The organism is Gordonia sp. NPDC058843 (genome assembly GCF_042743165.1).
Classification (GTDB): Bacteria; Actinomycetota; Actinomycetes; order Mycobacteriales; family Mycobacteriaceae; genus Gordonia.
Map to the genome: position 1 here is coordinate 148,741 of NZ_JBHYNC010000001.1, position 14,442 is coordinate 163,182.

The 14,442-nt window shown below is 67.9% G+C and carries 14 protein-coding genes; 2 read left to right on the plus strand and 12 right to left on the minus strand.

All coding sequences use genetic code 11. The annotated features are described in order from the left end of the window. Positions 1-6: 6 nt before the first annotated feature. The 7 genes from ACFW3F_RS00705 to pgsA form a co-directional block, all read right to left on the minus strand. Entirely contained in the window at positions 7-555 is a 549-nt protein-coding gene (locus ACFW3F_RS00705; RefSeq protein ID WP_388053296.1) for a regulatory protein RecX, read from the minus strand. Between the two features lie 40 nt (positions 556-595). Next, positions 596-1,639 (minus strand): recombinase RecA, encoded by a 1,044-nt coding sequence (gene recA / locus ACFW3F_RS00710; protein ID WP_388053298.1) that lies wholly within the window; start codon positions 1,637-1,639, stop codon positions 596-598. A 197-nt stretch (positions 1,640-1,836) separates the two neighbouring features. Then, a complete protein-coding gene (locus ACFW3F_RS00715) occupies positions 1,837-2,031 on the minus strand; it encodes a DUF3046 domain-containing protein (protein ID WP_388053300.1) in 195 nt (64 codons plus the stop codon). Next, positions 2,022-3,224, minus strand: coding sequence for a glycosyltransferase (locus ACFW3F_RS00720; protein ID WP_388053678.1), 1,203 nt, complete (start codon positions 3,222-3,224; stop codon positions 2,022-2,024). The genes ACFW3F_RS00715 and ACFW3F_RS00720 overlap by 10 nt, the downstream gene beginning before the upstream one ends. Positions 3,225-3,267: 43 nt before the next feature. Next, entirely contained in the window at positions 3,268-4,083 is an 816-nt protein-coding gene (pspA, locus tag ACFW3F_RS00725) for a phage shock protein PspA (RefSeq protein WP_086536765.1), read from the minus strand. Positions 4,084-4,202: 119 nt separating this feature from the next. Continuing rightward, positions 4,203-4,571: a helix-turn-helix domain-containing protein gene (locus tag ACFW3F_RS00730; RefSeq protein WP_388053303.1), complete on the minus strand. Its 369-nt coding sequence runs from the start codon at positions 4,569-4,571 to the stop codon at positions 4,203-4,205. A gap of 159 nt (positions 4,572-4,730) precedes the next feature. Beyond that, positions 4,731-5,432, minus strand: a complete 702-nt coding sequence (gene pgsA, locus ACFW3F_RS00735) for a CDP-diacylglycerol--glycerol-3-phosphate 3-phosphatidyltransferase (RefSeq protein WP_388053305.1) — start codon at positions 5,430-5,432, stop codon at positions 4,731-4,733. Positions 5,433-5,596: 164 nt separating this feature from the next. On the opposite strand from pgsA, the gene ACFW3F_RS00740 reads away from it, so the two are divergent. Both ACFW3F_RS00740 and ACFW3F_RS00745 read left to right on the plus strand, forming a co-directional pair. After that, the gene (locus ACFW3F_RS00740; RefSeq protein WP_388053307.1) at positions 5,597-6,112 is read left to right on the plus strand and encodes an amino-acid N-acetyltransferase; all 516 of its coding nucleotides are present in this window, start codon (positions 5,597-5,599) and stop codon (positions 6,110-6,112) included. A 2-nt stretch (positions 6,113-6,114) separates the two neighbouring features. Next, the gene (locus tag ACFW3F_RS00745; RefSeq protein WP_388053309.1) at positions 6,115-6,399 is read left to right on the plus strand and encodes a YciI family protein; all 285 of its coding nucleotides are present in this window, start codon (positions 6,115-6,117) and stop codon (positions 6,397-6,399) included. 37 nt (positions 6,400-6,436) lie between these two features. Here ACFW3F_RS00745 and ACFW3F_RS00750 read toward each other — a convergent pair whose 3' ends face one another. The 5 genes from ACFW3F_RS00750 to dapA form a co-directional block, all read right to left on the minus strand. Continuing rightward, the gene (locus tag ACFW3F_RS00750; RefSeq protein ID WP_388053311.1) at positions 6,437-7,477 is read right to left on the minus strand and encodes a TerC family protein; all 1,041 of its coding nucleotides are present in this window, start codon (positions 7,475-7,477) and stop codon (positions 6,437-6,439) included. A gap of 219 nt (positions 7,478-7,696) precedes the next feature. After that, positions 7,697-10,711 carry a DNA translocase FtsK 4TM domain-containing protein gene (locus ACFW3F_RS00755; RefSeq protein ID WP_388053313.1) on the minus strand — a complete coding sequence of 1,005 codons (3,015 nt, stop codon included), beginning with the start codon at positions 10,709-10,711 and terminating at the stop codon, positions 7,697-7,699. Positions 10,712-10,792: 81 nt separating this feature from the next. Next, positions 10,793-11,425 (minus strand): TIGR03085 family metal-binding protein, encoded by a 633-nt coding sequence (locus ACFW3F_RS00760; RefSeq protein ID WP_388053315.1) that lies wholly within the window; start codon positions 11,423-11,425, stop codon positions 10,793-10,795. A gap of 46 nt (positions 11,426-11,471) precedes the next feature. Further along, positions 11,472-13,499, minus strand: coding sequence for a ribonuclease J (locus ACFW3F_RS00765; protein ID WP_388053317.1), 2,028 nt, complete (start codon positions 13,497-13,499; stop codon positions 11,472-11,474). Continuing rightward, complete coding sequence (gene dapA / locus ACFW3F_RS00770; protein WP_388053319.1) at positions 13,499-14,404, minus strand: 4-hydroxy-tetrahydrodipicolinate synthase; 906 nt, start codon at positions 14,402-14,404, stop codon at positions 13,499-13,501. The genes ACFW3F_RS00765 and dapA overlap by 1 nt, the downstream gene beginning before the upstream one ends. Positions 14,405-14,442: the final 38 nt, after the last annotated feature.

Here is a 14,442-nt window from a genome sequence, read left to right on the forward strand (position 1 = left end):
CGGCGCTCAGCCGCTGCGGAGCGCGCTGAGCGCCTCGCCGACGACGTCGAACGCCAGGGACTGGGAATAGCCGCGCCGCACCAGCATCCCGACGAGCCGACGCATCGCCTTGTCGCGCTCGGCGCGGTCGTCGCCGATGCGGTCGACAACCGAGGGCGTGAGTTTGCGGGCCACCAGGCCCGACGCGATCTCACGTTCGTCATCGGGGTCGATGTCGGCGAGAGCCTCGGCGATGATCGATTCGTCGACACCCTTGGTGCGGAGTTCGTGCCGTAACGCGACGCGGCCCTTGCCGGAATTGAGGTGCCGGGACCGCACCCACTCGGAGGCGAACTCCTCGTCGTCGAGCAGGTTGTGCCGCTCGAGGCGCTCCATCACCTCGTCGACCACATCGGGCTCGAAACCCTTGCGCGTCAACCGTTCTCGCATCTCCTGACACGAACGCGCACGGACCCCGAGCAGTCGCAGCGCCGAGTCCCATGCGCTGGGTCCCTTGCGGTCGGGATCACTGTCCCGACGTCTGCGCGTCTGCTCGGGGTCCGATGCCTCGTTCACTGTCTACCCGAACTCGCCCTCTACCTCAGAATCCGACTGCTCAGAACTCAACTGGGGCGGGCGCGATGTCGTCGGCGTCGACGGTCGCGCCGATGCCCAGCTTCTCTTTGATCTTCTTCTCGACCTCGTCGCGGATGTCGACGTTCTCGAGCAGGAACTTGCGGGCGTTCTCCTTGCCCTGGCCGAGCTGATCACCTTCGTAGGTGAACCACGACCCGGACTTGCGGATGAAGCCCTCCGCGACGCCCATGTCGATCAGCGAGCCTTCCTTGCTGATGCCGTGGCCGTAGAGGATGTCGAACTCGGCCTGCTTGAACGGCGGCGCGACCTTGTTCTTGACGACCTTGACACGGGTGCGGTTACCGACCGCGTCGGTACCGTCCTTGAGGGTCTCGATACGCCGGACGTCGAGACGCACCGACGAGTAGAACTTGAGAGCCTTACCGCCCGTGGTGGTCTCGGGCGTACCGAACATGACGCCGATTTTCTCGCGCAGCTGGTTGATGAAGATCGCGGTGGTCTTGGACTGGCTGAGCGCACCGGTCATCTTGCGGAGCGCCTGACTCATCAGGCGGGCCTGCAGGCCGACATGGCTGTCGCCCATCTCGCCCTCGATCTCGGCCTTGGGCACCAGTGCGGCAACCGAGTCGATCACCAGGATGTCCAGAGCGCCCGAACGGATCAGCATGTCGGCGATCTCGAGAGCCTGCTCACCGGTGTCGGGCTGGGACACCAAGAGCGCGTCGGTGTCGACACCGAGCTTGGCGGCGTAGTCGGGGTCGAGCGCGTGCTCGGCATCGATGAAGGCGGCGAGGCCGCCGTTGGCCTGGGCATTGGCGACGGCGTGCAGTGCCACCGTGGTCTTACCCGAGGACTCCGGACCGTAGATCTCGACGACGCGGCCACGGGGCAGACCGCCGATTCCGAGCGCGACGTCGAGCGCGATCGAACCGGTCGGGATGACCTCGATCGGCTGCCGGGTCTCTTCACCGAGCCGCATCACCGAGCCCTTGCCGAAGTTCTTGTCGATCTGCGCGAGGGCGAGGTCGAGAGCCTTCTCGCGGTCTTGGGGCGCAGGTGCCATGGGAGTTCTCCTCGGTTGTGGGCCGGATTTCCGGCGGGCGGTCTGTGCGGTCCGGGCGTTCATGTGAAAAAGGTAGCCGGTGGGTCCGACATCTCTTCAGACGCAGACACGGCCCGTGTGGTTCCGTCTGATGTTGCCTCTGGCCACCAGAATGAACGAACACCTGTTCGATGGCAAGTGTGACACGCGGACGCGTGTCACCAGCGGTGGCGCGGTACATCGAAGTCGCGACAGATCGCGACCCAGACGTCGCGCGGGTCGACCCCGTCGTCGATCGCCTGTGCACCGGTGCGTCCGCCGACCTCGATCAGGATGTGATCGGACAGGATCGAATCCATCGAGGGCACACCGAATTCGGCGGTCATCAGCTCGGTGAACTCGGTCAGACGCACGAATCCAGCCTAGGTGACGCCGCCAGGACACGACGCACGACGGCAACCGGGTCGACGACGTCGGTCACCGAGTCCCCGATCGCGCGGGCCGCACGTGAATACGCCGGATCGTCCAGGACCGCGCACACGGCTTCGACGACGGCGTCCGTCGTGACCGGGCGCACGACCCGACCCGCGCCTGCGCGCCGGATACGAGTGGCGAGCTCCCACTGGTCGCCGCCACCGGGCACCGCGACGACCGGCACCGACGCCAGCATCGCCTTGGCGAGGATTCCGTGCCCGGAACCACAGATCAGCAGGTCTGCCTGCGCGAGCACCTCGTCCTGCCTGCCCCGGCCGGCAGCGATCAGCTCACCGTCGAACCGTGCGACATCGGCGTCGTCGGGGTCGTCGAGCCCCGAGACCACCACCCGTACCGTCCTGCCCAGCGAGGCGGGCGACAACGCAGCGAGGGCCACCGCGAGCATGTCGGCGGCGCCGGTCTGCGCCGTCGACGGTGCGACGACGACGAGGGGACGATCGCCGGGTGGCACGGAGAAGACCTCGTCGGTCGGTTCCCACACCAGCGGTCCGACGAGGTGCGCATCCGCCGGCCAGTCGGGACGCGGGACCTCGAGACCGGGCAGGGTGGCGACCAGACGCGCCGACGGTGCCGCGTCGAGGCCGCCGAGCCCGATCGAACGTCGGGCGATCTCCCGCTGCCGCACGCCCTGCCGGATGGACGACGCGGTCGCGGCGCGCATCAGCGTGTCGCGGAGACGACCACCGAGGCCGCGGCCCGGTTCGAGCCCGGAGCCGATCGGCGGGAGCCCTCGGGACGGCCGGTACAGCGGATGCGGAGACAGTTCGATCCACGGTAGGCCGCACAGCTGGGCCGCCCAGCCACCGCCCACGGTGATGACGTCAGAGACCACCAGTTCGGTCCCGGCAGCCCGCAGCGGCGCGGCGAGTTGCTGCGCCATACGCGCGGCGCGTGCGCTGAGCTTGGCGCCCGCGTCGGTGTCGTCGTCGGAGTCCTCGGCGCGCAATCCCGGGAGATCGGCGACCTCGATGCCCCGGCGGCGCGCGGCGTCCGCCCATCCGAGCGAGGTGAACACGACCGGCTCGTCACCGGCCGCGCGAAGACGTTCGGCCAGTGCAAAGGCCGGGAACGCGTGCCCGGCGTCGGAACCCGCGACTATCGCGACGCGCACGGGGCCGACGGGCACGCGTGCATGAGGCGTCAGTTCCGCCGCGTCAATTCTGCTGGGGCGGTTCGGTGGTCGGCGGCGCGGCCTGGGTCGCAGGCTTCTGCAGGCCGGGCGTGGTGGCACCGGCAGAGGGCAGCGCGTCACCGCGCATGCTGGCGCGGATCTGCTCGAGGCGAGAGTGCCCGGCCATCTGGACGCCGGCCTGCTCGACTTCCTGCATGCGGCCCTGAACCGAGTTCTTGGCCAGCTCAGCCGAACCGAGCGCATTCGCGTAGCGCCGCTCGATCTTGTCGCGGACCTGGTCCAGGCTCGGCGTGTTGCCGGGCACCGACAGTTCGCTCATCTGGTTCAGCGAAGCCGAGACCTGCTCCTGCATCTTTGCCTGCTCGAGCTGGCTGAGCAGCTTGGAGCGCTCGGACAGCTTCTGCTGCAGGATCATCGCGTTGCGCTCGACAGCCTTCTTGGCCTGATCGGCGGCCTGCAGCGACTGGTCGTGCAGGGACTTGAGGTCTTCGACACTCTGCTCGGCGGTCACGAGCTGCGCCGCGAACGCCTCTGCGGCGTTGGTGTACTCGGTGGCCTTCTGGGTGTCGCCCGCGGCAGCGGCCTGGTCGGCCAGGGTCAGCGCCTGACGCGTGTTGGCCTGCAACCGCTCGATGTCCTCGAGCTGCCGATTCAGCTTCATCTCGAGCTGACGCTGGTTACCGATGACCGAGGCCGCCTGCTGCGACAGTGCCTGATGCTGCCGCTGGGCGTCCTCGATCGCCTGCTGGATCTGGACCTTCGGGTCAGCGTGCTCGTCGATCTTCGCGTTGCCGAGTGCTGAGAGGTAGCGCCACAACTTCACGAACGGGTTCGCCATGCTCGTCGTACTCCATTCAGGGGTCTGAGAACTCTGGTGACCAATCTAGCGTCTGCGAGTCCCCGGTGAATCGGTGTCGTTCGGATGGTGTGTTCGGCGTCCTTGCGGACGCACAGGGATCAGGCAGCCGCGAGAGCCGTCGCATCACGCCGGCCGGGTGCGGGGATGACGACCTTGGTGGCGGTCAGCCCGGCCTCGGCGGCGTCTGCGCCGTCGGCCATCGACTGGGCCCCGACCACGACCGGCTCGGCACCGGCCGGGCGCATGGCGCTGCCGACCTCGAGGAGCAGGTCGGCGATCTCCACGTCGAGCGCGTCGCAGATCGCGGCGAGCAACTCGCTCGACGCCTCCTTCTGACCACGTTCGACTTCCGAGAGGTACCCCAGACTCACCCGCGCACCGGTGGACACCTCACGCAGTGTCCGGCCCTGCTGTGTGCGGACCCGACGCAGGCTGTCGCCGAGCGCCTCGCGTAAGAGCATCGCCATCGAGTCTCCTCCCTACTGAACATCTCGGCCGTGCCGACATTCCGGGCGTCCGCCTGACCGGCGGCGCGCCTGCTGCCCTACCCAACGCTTCGCAGCTGCAGCGAGTTCCCGCAGCACCGATGGGCTTCCGCAGCACCGTCTGGTCGACGATAGTCGAAGTCAGCGACCGCCGCCGGTTCCTCCCACAGCAGGTCGGTGCGACGTCGACGACCGAGATGGCGGTTCGTCGCGATCGGACCGGACCTTGACCGCCTGCCAGGTGTAGTCCAACCCGGTGTAGATCGTCACCACCACCGCCAGTCCCATCAGGATGTCGGCGGCGAGTTGCCACGGACCGCCCATCGGGAGCAGATAGAGACCGATGGCGAGCGCCTGCAGCAGGGTCTTCAGCTTGCCGCCGCGGCTGGCCGGGATGACCTTGTGCCGCAACACCCAGAACCGCAGGGCGGTCACCCACACCTCGCGGGCGACGATGACGACGGTGACCCACCACGGCAGGATGCCGAGGATCGACAGCCCGACGAGTGCGCCACCGATGAGTGCCTTGTCGGCGATCGGGTCGGCGAGCTTCCCGAAGTCGGTGATCAGGCCGCGCTGACGGGCGATCATCCCGTCGTAGCGATCGGTCAGCGCCGCGACACCGAACACGATCGTCGCGACCGTGCGCCAGAGCGTCGATTCACCCGAATCGATGAACAGCGCCACGAGGAACACCGGCACCAGGACGATCCGGAACACGGTGAGCGCATTGGCGATGTTGACCACCGGAACCGGGTCCACCGGGTCGGTGATGTGGTCGGGCCCGCGGCCGACGTTGGCGATGCCCTTCTCGTCGACGGCCCGCCTGATGCGGTCGGTCATGAGCTCGCCCCCGATCGCGGCGTCGTGCCGCAGTTCAGGGCGGTTCTCATATACACGCCCATCAGGGTATCGGCAGGCCGGGCGGGCGTGGTGGACAGGTCGGCTCCGCGCCGGCGCGTCGGTGTGGACAGCACCCGGCGAGGACAGGACTAAGCTGATCTCCCATGTCCCCCGCCGACCACGTCGTCATCCGTCGTGCGCGCACCTCCGACGTCCCCCGGATCAAAGAACTGATCGACCAGTACGCCGGCAAGATCCTCCTGGAGAAGAATCTCGTCACGCTCTACGAGTCCGTCCAGGAGTTCTGGGTGGCCGACGCCGACGGCCTGGTCGTCGGTTGCGGTGCGCTGCACGTACTCTGGGCCGACCTCGGCGAGGTGCGCACCGTCGCGGTCGACAATGCCCACGCCGGGCGCGGGATCGGCCACCTCCTCGTCGACCGGCTCATGGCGGTCGCACGCGAGCTCCAGCTCTCCCGGGTCTTCGTGCTGACCTTCGAGACGAGCTTCTTCGCGCGGCACGGTTTCGCCGAGATCGAGGGCACCCCCGTCACGCGCGAGGTGTTCGAGGAGATGTGCCGGTCCTACGACACGGGCGTGGCGGAATTCCTCGACCTCAGTTATGTCAAACCCAACACCTTGGGGAACACCCGGATGCTGGCAACCATCGAGCAGGAGTGATCATGCCGTTCTTCGCCGTGCAGTACACCTACCGTCCCGCCAAGGCCGCTCTCCGGGACGAGCATCGCCCCCTACACCGCGAGTGGCTCGCCGAAGAGCACTCGGCGGGCAACGTGCTGATCGCCGGTCCGTACCCCGACGGGTCGGGTGCGCTCATCGTCATCCGCGCAGCCGATCTGGAGGCGGCGGAGGCGTTCCTCGCCAATGATCCGTTCCAGGCACATCAGGCCGTGGACGCCATCCGCATCGACGAGTGGACCCAGGTGTTCGGGCCGTTCCCGGCCTGACCCCACGTCCACCCGCCGGCGCGGTCGGTTCGGACGGTCAGACGTCCTTCGACTTCGGCGCGGGGGCGTCGGTCGAGTCCTTGCCGGACTCGACCTCCGACGTCTTGGCGGTCCCTCGACTCTTGATGAGGCTGGCCACCGTCGTTATCACCAGGACACCCAGGATCACCGACAACGACAGCCCGGTCGAGATCTCGGGGACGGCGACATGCTCGCCGCCGTTGATGAAGCCCAGGGTGTTCTCGTGCAGGGCGTGGAGAACCAGCTTGACGCCGATGAACGCCAGGATGATCGACAGGCCGATGGACAGGTACACCAGGCGGTCGAGCAGGCCACCGATGAGGAAGAAGAGCTGACGCAGACCCATCAGGGCGAACGCGTTGGCGGTGAACACCAGGTACGGCTCCGAGGTGAGACCGTAGATCGCGGGGATCGAGTCCAGCGCGAACAGCACGTCGGTGAAGCCGATCACGATGAGGACCATCAGCATCGGTGTCGCGAGGCGCTTGCCGTTGACGCGGGTGAACAGCTTGTCGCGGTCATAGGAGTCGTGCGTGCGCAGGTAGCGCTTGACGAATCGTTCGAGGCGGGTCTCGCGGTCTTCCTCGTGCTCGACCGGGTCATCGCTCTCGCGGAGCAGCTTGACGGCGGTGAAGATCAGGAACGCGCCGAACAGGTAGAAGACCCAGCTGTAGGCGTTGATCGCGGCCGCGCCGACAGCGATGAAGAGACCGCGCATGACCAGTGCCATCAGGATGCCGAGCAGCAGGACCTTCTGCTGGTACTCCTTGGGCACCGCGAACTTGGCCATGATGATGACGAAGACGAACAGGTTGTCCACCGAGAGCGCCTTCTCGGTGACGTAACCGGCGAAGTACTCACCGCCGAAGGTGGAACCCCAGTTCCACCAGACGAAGAGACCGAAGATGATGGCGAATCCGATGTAGATCGCCGACCAGATTCCCGACTCCTTGAGCGACGGAGCGTGGGGCACGCGCACGTGGGTGAAGAAGTCGAACACGAACAGTCCGACGATCACCGCACAGGTGATCAGCCATACGGACAGGGACACATCCACAACAAACCTCCAGCAGGCAGCATGAGCTGACGAGCCAGAGGTCTCTCCCACCGAACGGGGGCCGACGCTCCGGGGCACGGCCGCGACGATGATAGGCACCGTGCGGGTCGTGACCGTATTGACGGAGACGCCGCTTTGGGGATACTCCCCTCATGGATCTTCGGCCACCCTAATACAGACAATCGGGATTCCGCAGAAACCCCAGCTCAGAGGGCTACCTCAACTGTCGGAACCGTCCGCTTCGTCTCCACCGCCGGTGATCGAGGCGATCACCCCTGCGAGATCGTCCGGCTTGACGAGCACCTCGCGGGCCTTGGAACCCTCGCTGGGTCCCACCACCCCACGGGTCTCCATCAGGTCCATCAGCCGCCCGGCCTTGGCGAAGCCGACCCGCAGCTTGCGCTGCAGCATCGAGGTCGACCCGAACTGGCTCGACACCACCAGCTCGATGGCCTGCAGGAGATCGTCGAGATCGTTGCCGATGTCGCTGTCGATGTCCTTCTTGTCCCCCGCCTTCGCCGCGGTGACACCCTCGGTGTACTCCGGCTCGGCCTGCTCCTTGGAGAAGTCGACGACCGCCGCGATCTCCTCGTCGGTGATGTAGGCGCCCTGCATGCGGATCGGCTTGTTGGCACCCATGGGCAGGAACAGTCCGTCGCCCATACCGATCAGCTTCTCGGCGCCCGGCTGGTCCAGGATGACGCGGGAGTCGGTGAGCGACGAGGTCGCGAACGCCAGTCGCGACGGCACGTTGGTCTTGATCAGACCGGTGACGACGTCGACCGACGGACGCTGCGTCGCGAGCACCAGGTGGATGCCGGCGGCACGCGCCTTCTGGGTGATCCGCACGATCGCGTCCTCGACGTCGCGGGGCGCGGTCATCATGAGGTCGGCGAGCTCGTCGACGATGGCGAGGATGTACGGATACGGCTTGTAGACGCGTTCGCTGCCCAGCGGTGTGGTGATGTCACCCGACCGGACCTTCGAGTTGAAGTCGTCGATGTGACGGACCCGCGACGCCTTCATGTCCTGGTACCGCTGTTCCATCTCCTCGACGAGCCATGCGAGGGCCGCTGCGGCCTTCTTCGGCTGCGTGATGATCGGCGTGATCAGGTGCGGGATTCCCTCGTACGGGGTGAGTTCGACCATCTTCGGGTCGATGAGGATCATCCGCACCTGATCGGGGGTCGCGCGGCTGAGCAGCGACACGAGCATCGAGTTGACGAAGCTCGACTTGCCCGACCCCGTCGAACCGGCGACGAGCAGGTGCGGCATCTTCGCCAGGTTCGCGCTGACGAAATCGCCCTCGATGTCCTTGCCGAGGCCGATCACCAACGGGTGCTTGTCTTTACGGGTCGACGGTGAATTGAGCACATCGGCCAGCCGGACCATCTCCCGGTCGGAGTTGGGGACCTCGATTCCGACCGCGGACTTGCCGGGGATCGGTGCGAGCAGACGAACGTTGTCGGTTGCCGCGGCGTAGGCGATGTTGCGCTGCAGCGCGGTGATCTTCTCGACCTTCACTCCCGGGCCGAGCTCGATCTCGTACCTCGTGACGGTCGGCCCGCGGGTGTACCCGGTGACGGCGGCATCGATCTTGAACTGCTCGAGCACGCCGGTCATCCGGTCGATCATGTCGTCGTTGGCGCTGCTGCCCATCTTGGGCGGATCGCCCTCGATGAGCAGATCGGGCGGCGGCAGCAGATAGTCGCCCTCGGCGGCCGGATCCGACGGGACGAACGTCTCCTCGTCGTCGTCGAAGGCCGGTTCGGGTTCGGGGCGCGGCGTCGGCCGGGCGGCTGCCGGACGTGCGGGGGTGGCACGCGTTCGCGGGCTCGGCGCGATCACCTCGGTGACCTGGTCGGTGGCGTACCCGGGGGCATCTGCGAGGTTCTCGGTGACGGCCTCCTCAAGCGGGGCGAGGTCGGCGACGTCAGCGGGTGTGCGGCGCGACGTCCGCCCCGAGGTTCGGGCGGGTGCCGAGTCCGGCGGGTAGTTGTCGTACGGGTTCGACGAGTACGGCCGACGGCGGGACCGCGAATCGAACGCGCCGGAATCCCATGGGTCCGGCTCGTCGTGTGCCTCGGCATCAGCAGGATCGCCGAAGTCAGGATCGCCGAAGTCGGGATCGTCGTAGTTCTCGGCGTCGGTGTCCCACGCCTCGTCGTCCCAGGAGGCGTCATCCGAGTAGGCGCCGCCGTGCCCGATGCCGAGACCGAGGTAGCCCGCGGCCGCGTCGACGACCTCGCGGACTGTTCGACCACTGAGAATGAGCACGCCGAATGCCATGCACAGCAACAGGATCGGCACCGATACCCAGGCCGTGACACCAGCGGTCAACGGCGTGCCGACCGCGAAGCCGACGAATCCGGCCGCATCGGAGCGGCCGGGAAGATCCACCGGCGCACCACTGACGAGGTGCATCAGGCCGAGCAACGGCAGCGCCACCAGGAACCCGCCCGCGAGGTAACGCCCACGTCGCTCGGGGGCGGCAGGCCTGCGCATCAGGACGACGGCGAGTGCGAGGAGACCGATGGGCACGAGCACGGCCGCGGCCCCGATGACGGCACGGATGAGGGCCTCGATGAAGGCGCCCACCGGACCCGCCGCACCGAACCAGACGCTGGCGCCGACGAGCAGACCGAAGGCCAGGAGCCCGAGCGCGATCCCGTCACGTCGATGGCTGTGCCCACCGGCGCGGGGAGCACCGCGATCACCTGACCCGGACTCGTCGTCGAACAGGTCGTCGTCCGGGTCGGCCTCGTCGACATCGTCGAACTCCCCGACCGCTTCTGTGCGTGGTCCACGTCCGACGCCCGAGCCCGCCCGGGCAGCACTGCCGACTCCGCGGGCGAACAGCGACCATCCGGCACCGATGCCCTTGCCCACCGCGGACGCCCCGGCCGCGGCGACGGACCGACGATGCAGGTCCACCGACTCGGCGGGAGCCGACGCGCCGCGACCGCGGGGTGACGCGGTCGCCGACCGGGCGGTGGATCGGGAACCGCTCCGCGCTCCCCCGGCCTTGGTTCTTGTCGACCCACCGGACTTCGCCGAACCGCTCTTCGCACCACCGCTCTTGGCGCCACTGCTCTTTGCACCACTGCTTGTCGAGCGCCGGCTCCCGGCCGAATTCCCCTGGGTGGAGCCTTTGCGCGCCGAACCACCGCGTGTGGAACCAGCGGCGCCGCGCGAGGCGGACGCGCGTGTACCCGTGCTTGCCTTCGAAGCCATACCGACAGACTAGTGGGCAGGGGTCACATCAGTCACACGGGCAACACCGACAACGGGGTGCGTGTCGAAGTTGTGACCGCTCTACAGGCCCCGCGAGCTCTCTCGGACACCGGTGATGGCCGCCGCGTCGCCGGAGAACGTGACGTCGACGGGCGACCGACCGAAGGCGAACAGGACCAGCTCGCCGACCCGACCGGTGACGACGACCTCCTCACCCGATCCCGCGGTCACGAGATCCTCGCCGTCCGGGGTACGCAGGGTCACCCGTGCCGGGACCTTCTTGAGCGTCATCCTGCCCATCGACTTCGCCGGAGTCCGGAGCTCTGCCTCGAGTTCCGGGGTGAGCGCCCGCGGGGTCCATGGACCGTCGGGATCGGCGCCGCCACGCAGCACGTCTTCGTGGTGGACGAACATCTCGGCCAGATTGGCGAACCGGTCGACCAGCTTGAACGGTGAGAAGACGGGCGGTCCCGAGGCGAGCAGGGCGAGCTGGGAATCCCAGTCCTTCGACGTCGCCTGGGCTCGCACCTTCTCGGTGTGGCCGGCGAAGGCGGGGATGAGGATGCCCGGCCCCGTGTCGGGTCGCCGCTCTCGGACGACGAGATGGGCCAGCAGATCTCGGGTGGTCCAGCCCTCACACAGGGTGGGGGCGTCGGGGCCCACCTTCGTCAGGGTCTCGACGAGAGCTGCTCGTTCGTTCTGCGCACCGGTCACCCGACCACCGTAGCGACATCGCCGGGAATCCGTTCCTTGAGACCGGTCAGTCCCCCACTGCCATCACGGTCGGCACGATCATCGGACGACGGCGGTAGGCGGCCGAGACCCAGCGCCCCACGGCACGGCGGATCCCCTGAGCGATCCGGTGCGTGTCGGTGACGCCCTCGGCAGCCAGCGAATCGAGCGTCTGGTTGACGATGTTCGCCGCCTCCTTGAGCGCGTCGGGATCGTCGGAGAATCCGCGACCCGAGATCTCGGGAGTGCTCACCGCACGGCCGGTCGTCACGTCGACCGCCACCGTGATGGCGATGAAGCCGCCCTCACCGAGTACCAGACGTTCGGAGAGGGTCGACTCTCCGACGTCGCCGACCGAGAGGCCGTCGACGTAGACGTGACCCACCGGAACCCGCCCGACGATGTCGGCGCGACCGTCGACGAGGTCGACGACGACGCCGTCCTCGGCGAGGACGACCCGATCCTCGGGCACGCCGGTCGCGACCGCGAGCGCCGCGTTGGCGCGCAGGTGCCGCCATTCGCCGTGCACCGGCATCGCATTCGACGGGCGCACCGCGTTGTAGAGGTAGAGCAACTCGCCGGCCGAGGCGTGCCCCGAGACGTGCACCTTCGCGCTCTGCTGGGTGATGACGGTCGCGCCGCGCTTGGCCAGACCGTTGACAACGGCGAACACCGAGTTCTCGTTGCCGGGGATGAGTGACGATGCGAGCACGACGAGATCGTCGGCCCGGATGTTGATCTGCCGGTGCTCCCCGCGGGCCATCCGCGAGAGCGCCGACAGCGGCTCGCCCTGCGACCCGGTCGAGATCAGCACGACGCGATGGTCCGGCAGGCTCGCCGCGGTGTCGAGATCGACGACGACGCCGTCGGGCACCGACAGGTAGCCGAGGTCCTGCGCGATCTGCATGTTGCGCACCATCGAACGGCCGACGAAGGTGACCCGACGATTGTGGGTGTGCGCGACGTCGATGATCTGCTGGATGCGGTGCACGTGACTGGCGAACGAGGCCACGATGACCCGCTGCTTGGCCTTGCCGATGACCTGATCGAGCACCCCGCCGATCTGACGCTCCGGGGTCACGAAGCCGGGCACCTCGGCGTTGGTCGAGTCCACCAAGAACAGGTCGACGCCCTCGTCGCCGAGGCGGCTGAAACCGGCGAGATCGGTCAGACGGCCGTCGAGCGGGAGCTGATCGAGCTTGATGTCGCCGGTGTGCAGCACGACGCCGGCCGGAGTGCGGATCGCGACGGCGAGCGCATCGGGGATCGAATGGTTGACCGCGAAGTACTCGCACTCGAACGGTCCGTGCGAGGTCTTCTGGCCCTCGATCACCTCGACGAGGTTCGGCCGCAGCCGGTGCTCACGACATTTCGCCTCGACGAGGGCGAGCGTGAACTTCGCGCCGATCACCGGGATGTCGCTGCGCAACCGGAGCAGGAACGGCAGGGCGCCGATGTGGTCTTCGTGACCGTGGGTCAGGATCACCGCGTCGACGTCGTCCATGCGATCTTCGATGTAGCGGAAGTCCGGGAGGATCAGATCGACGCCTGGTTGGGCGTCCTCCGGGAACAGCACACCGCAGTCGACGATCAGCAGACGACCGTTGTACTCGAAGACGGTCATGTTGCGGCCGATCTCGCCGATGCCGCCGAGCGCCACCACACGCAGACCGCCCTTGGGCAATCGTCGCGGCGTGCCCAGTCGATCGACGGGCGCCGGGGTCGCCGGCTCGGGGCGACGGCCACCGCGCGCATCCCCGCGCTCGTGACGAGGGCGGCGGGTGTTCGACGCGGGGTTCGCCGGACGCTTGGCCGCGTGCTTCGGCGACGCCGCGTCGGACTTCTGCTCCGATCCGGTCCGCTCGGCTCGCTCCCGGCGGCGTTCCCGGGCGACCGGTTGCGCCTCGACAGGCTCGGCGGTCGGGGTGGGCTCGGCGGTCGGGGTGGGCTCGACGGGCGGTGGACTGGGTGGGCCTGCCTTGCGGCCGGCCGCCCGGCGTCGGGTTCGGGGGCGGGCGTTGCCGGCGTCGGGGCCGGTGTTGTCGTTGTCCGTCATCAGACCAGCACACCTGCCGCCCGGAGATCCACGATCAGTTGTTCGATCTGCACCGGATTCGCGGGGACCTGCGGCAGGCGGGGATCGCCGACCTCCAGCCCGAGGATGCGCAGTGCGGCCTTGACCATCGTGACCCCGCCGAGCCGCCCCATGGCGTTCACGAGCGGGAGCATGGAGGTGTTGATCGCCCGAGCCGCATGGAGGTCACCCTTCTCGACGGCGATCTGCATGTCCCGCAGACGATCCGGGACCAGGTGCCCGATGACGCTGACGTACCCGGTGGCACCGATCGACAGCCAGGGCAGGTTGAGTGCGTCCTCGCCGGACAGGTATTCCAGACTGGTGGTCGCTATCAGACCGGCCGCCGAGTGCAGATCACCCTTCGCGTCCTTGACGCCGCGGATGTTCGGGTGCTCGGCGAGGGCCAGCATGGTCTCGTTGGCGATCGGGACCACCGATCGCGGTGGGATGTCGTAGAGCAGGACCGGCAACGCGGTGGCGTCGGCGACGGTCCGGAAGTGCGCGAGCAGGCCCGCCTGCGGCGGCTTCGAGTAGTACGGGGTCACGACGAGGAGTGCGTGCGCGCCGATCTTCTCGGACTCGATCGCGAACCGGACGCTCTCGGCGGTGTCGTAACTGCCTGCGCCCTGGGTGATCCGGGCCCGGTCGCCGACCGCGTCGAGGACGACCCGCAGCAGCTCGAGCTTCTCGGGCACGGTGGTGGTCGGCGACTCGCCGGTGGTACCGGACACGACCAGCCCGTCACAGCCTTTCGACACCAGGTGGTCGGCGAGGACGGCGGCCTTGTCCAGATCGAGGCTTCCGTCCGGGTGGAAGGGGGTGACCATCGCAACCACGTTCGTCCCGAAGGGATGCTCGTGCAGCGGTTCCTGGACTGCGTTCATGGTGCTCAAGGCTACCGCCTCCCTGTCCGTGACGATCC

What these genes read in the sequence shown, in the direction of transcription:
- recA (WP_388053298.1), bottom strand. Translation starts at nt 1,639, where the DNA reads ATGGCACCTGCGCCCCAAGACCGCGAGAAGGCTCTCGACCTCGCCCTC.
- pspA (WP_086536765.1), bottom strand. Translation starts at nt 4,083, where the DNA reads ATGGCGAACCCGTTCGTGAAGTTGTGGCGCTACCTCTCAGCACTCGGC.
- ACFW3F_RS00730 (WP_388053303.1), bottom strand. Translation starts at nt 4,571, where the DNA reads ATGGCGATGCTCTTACGCGAGGCGCTCGGCGACAGCCTGCGTCGGGTC.
- pgsA (WP_388053305.1), bottom strand. Translation starts at nt 5,432, where the DNA reads ATGACCGACCGCATCAGGCGGGCCGTCGACGAGAAGGGCATCGCCAAC.
- ACFW3F_RS00740 (WP_388053307.1), top strand. Translation starts at nt 5,597, where the DNA reads ATGTCCCCCGCCGACCACGTCGTCATCCGTCGTGCGCGCACCTCCGAC.
- ACFW3F_RS00745 (WP_388053309.1), top strand. Translation starts at nt 6,115, where the DNA reads ATGCCGTTCTTCGCCGTGCAGTACACCTACCGTCCCGCCAAGGCCGCT.
- ACFW3F_RS00755 (WP_388053313.1), bottom strand. Translation starts at nt 10,711, where the DNA reads ATGGCTTCGAAGGCAAGCACGGGTACACGCGCGTCCGCCTCGCGCGGC.
- ACFW3F_RS00765 (WP_388053317.1), bottom strand. Translation starts at nt 13,499, where the DNA reads ATGACGGACAACGACAACACCGGCCCCGACGCCGGCAACGCCCGCCCC.
- dapA (WP_388053319.1), bottom strand. Translation starts at nt 14,404, where the DNA reads ATGAACGCAGTCCAGGAACCGCTGCACGAGCATCCCTTCGGGACGAAC.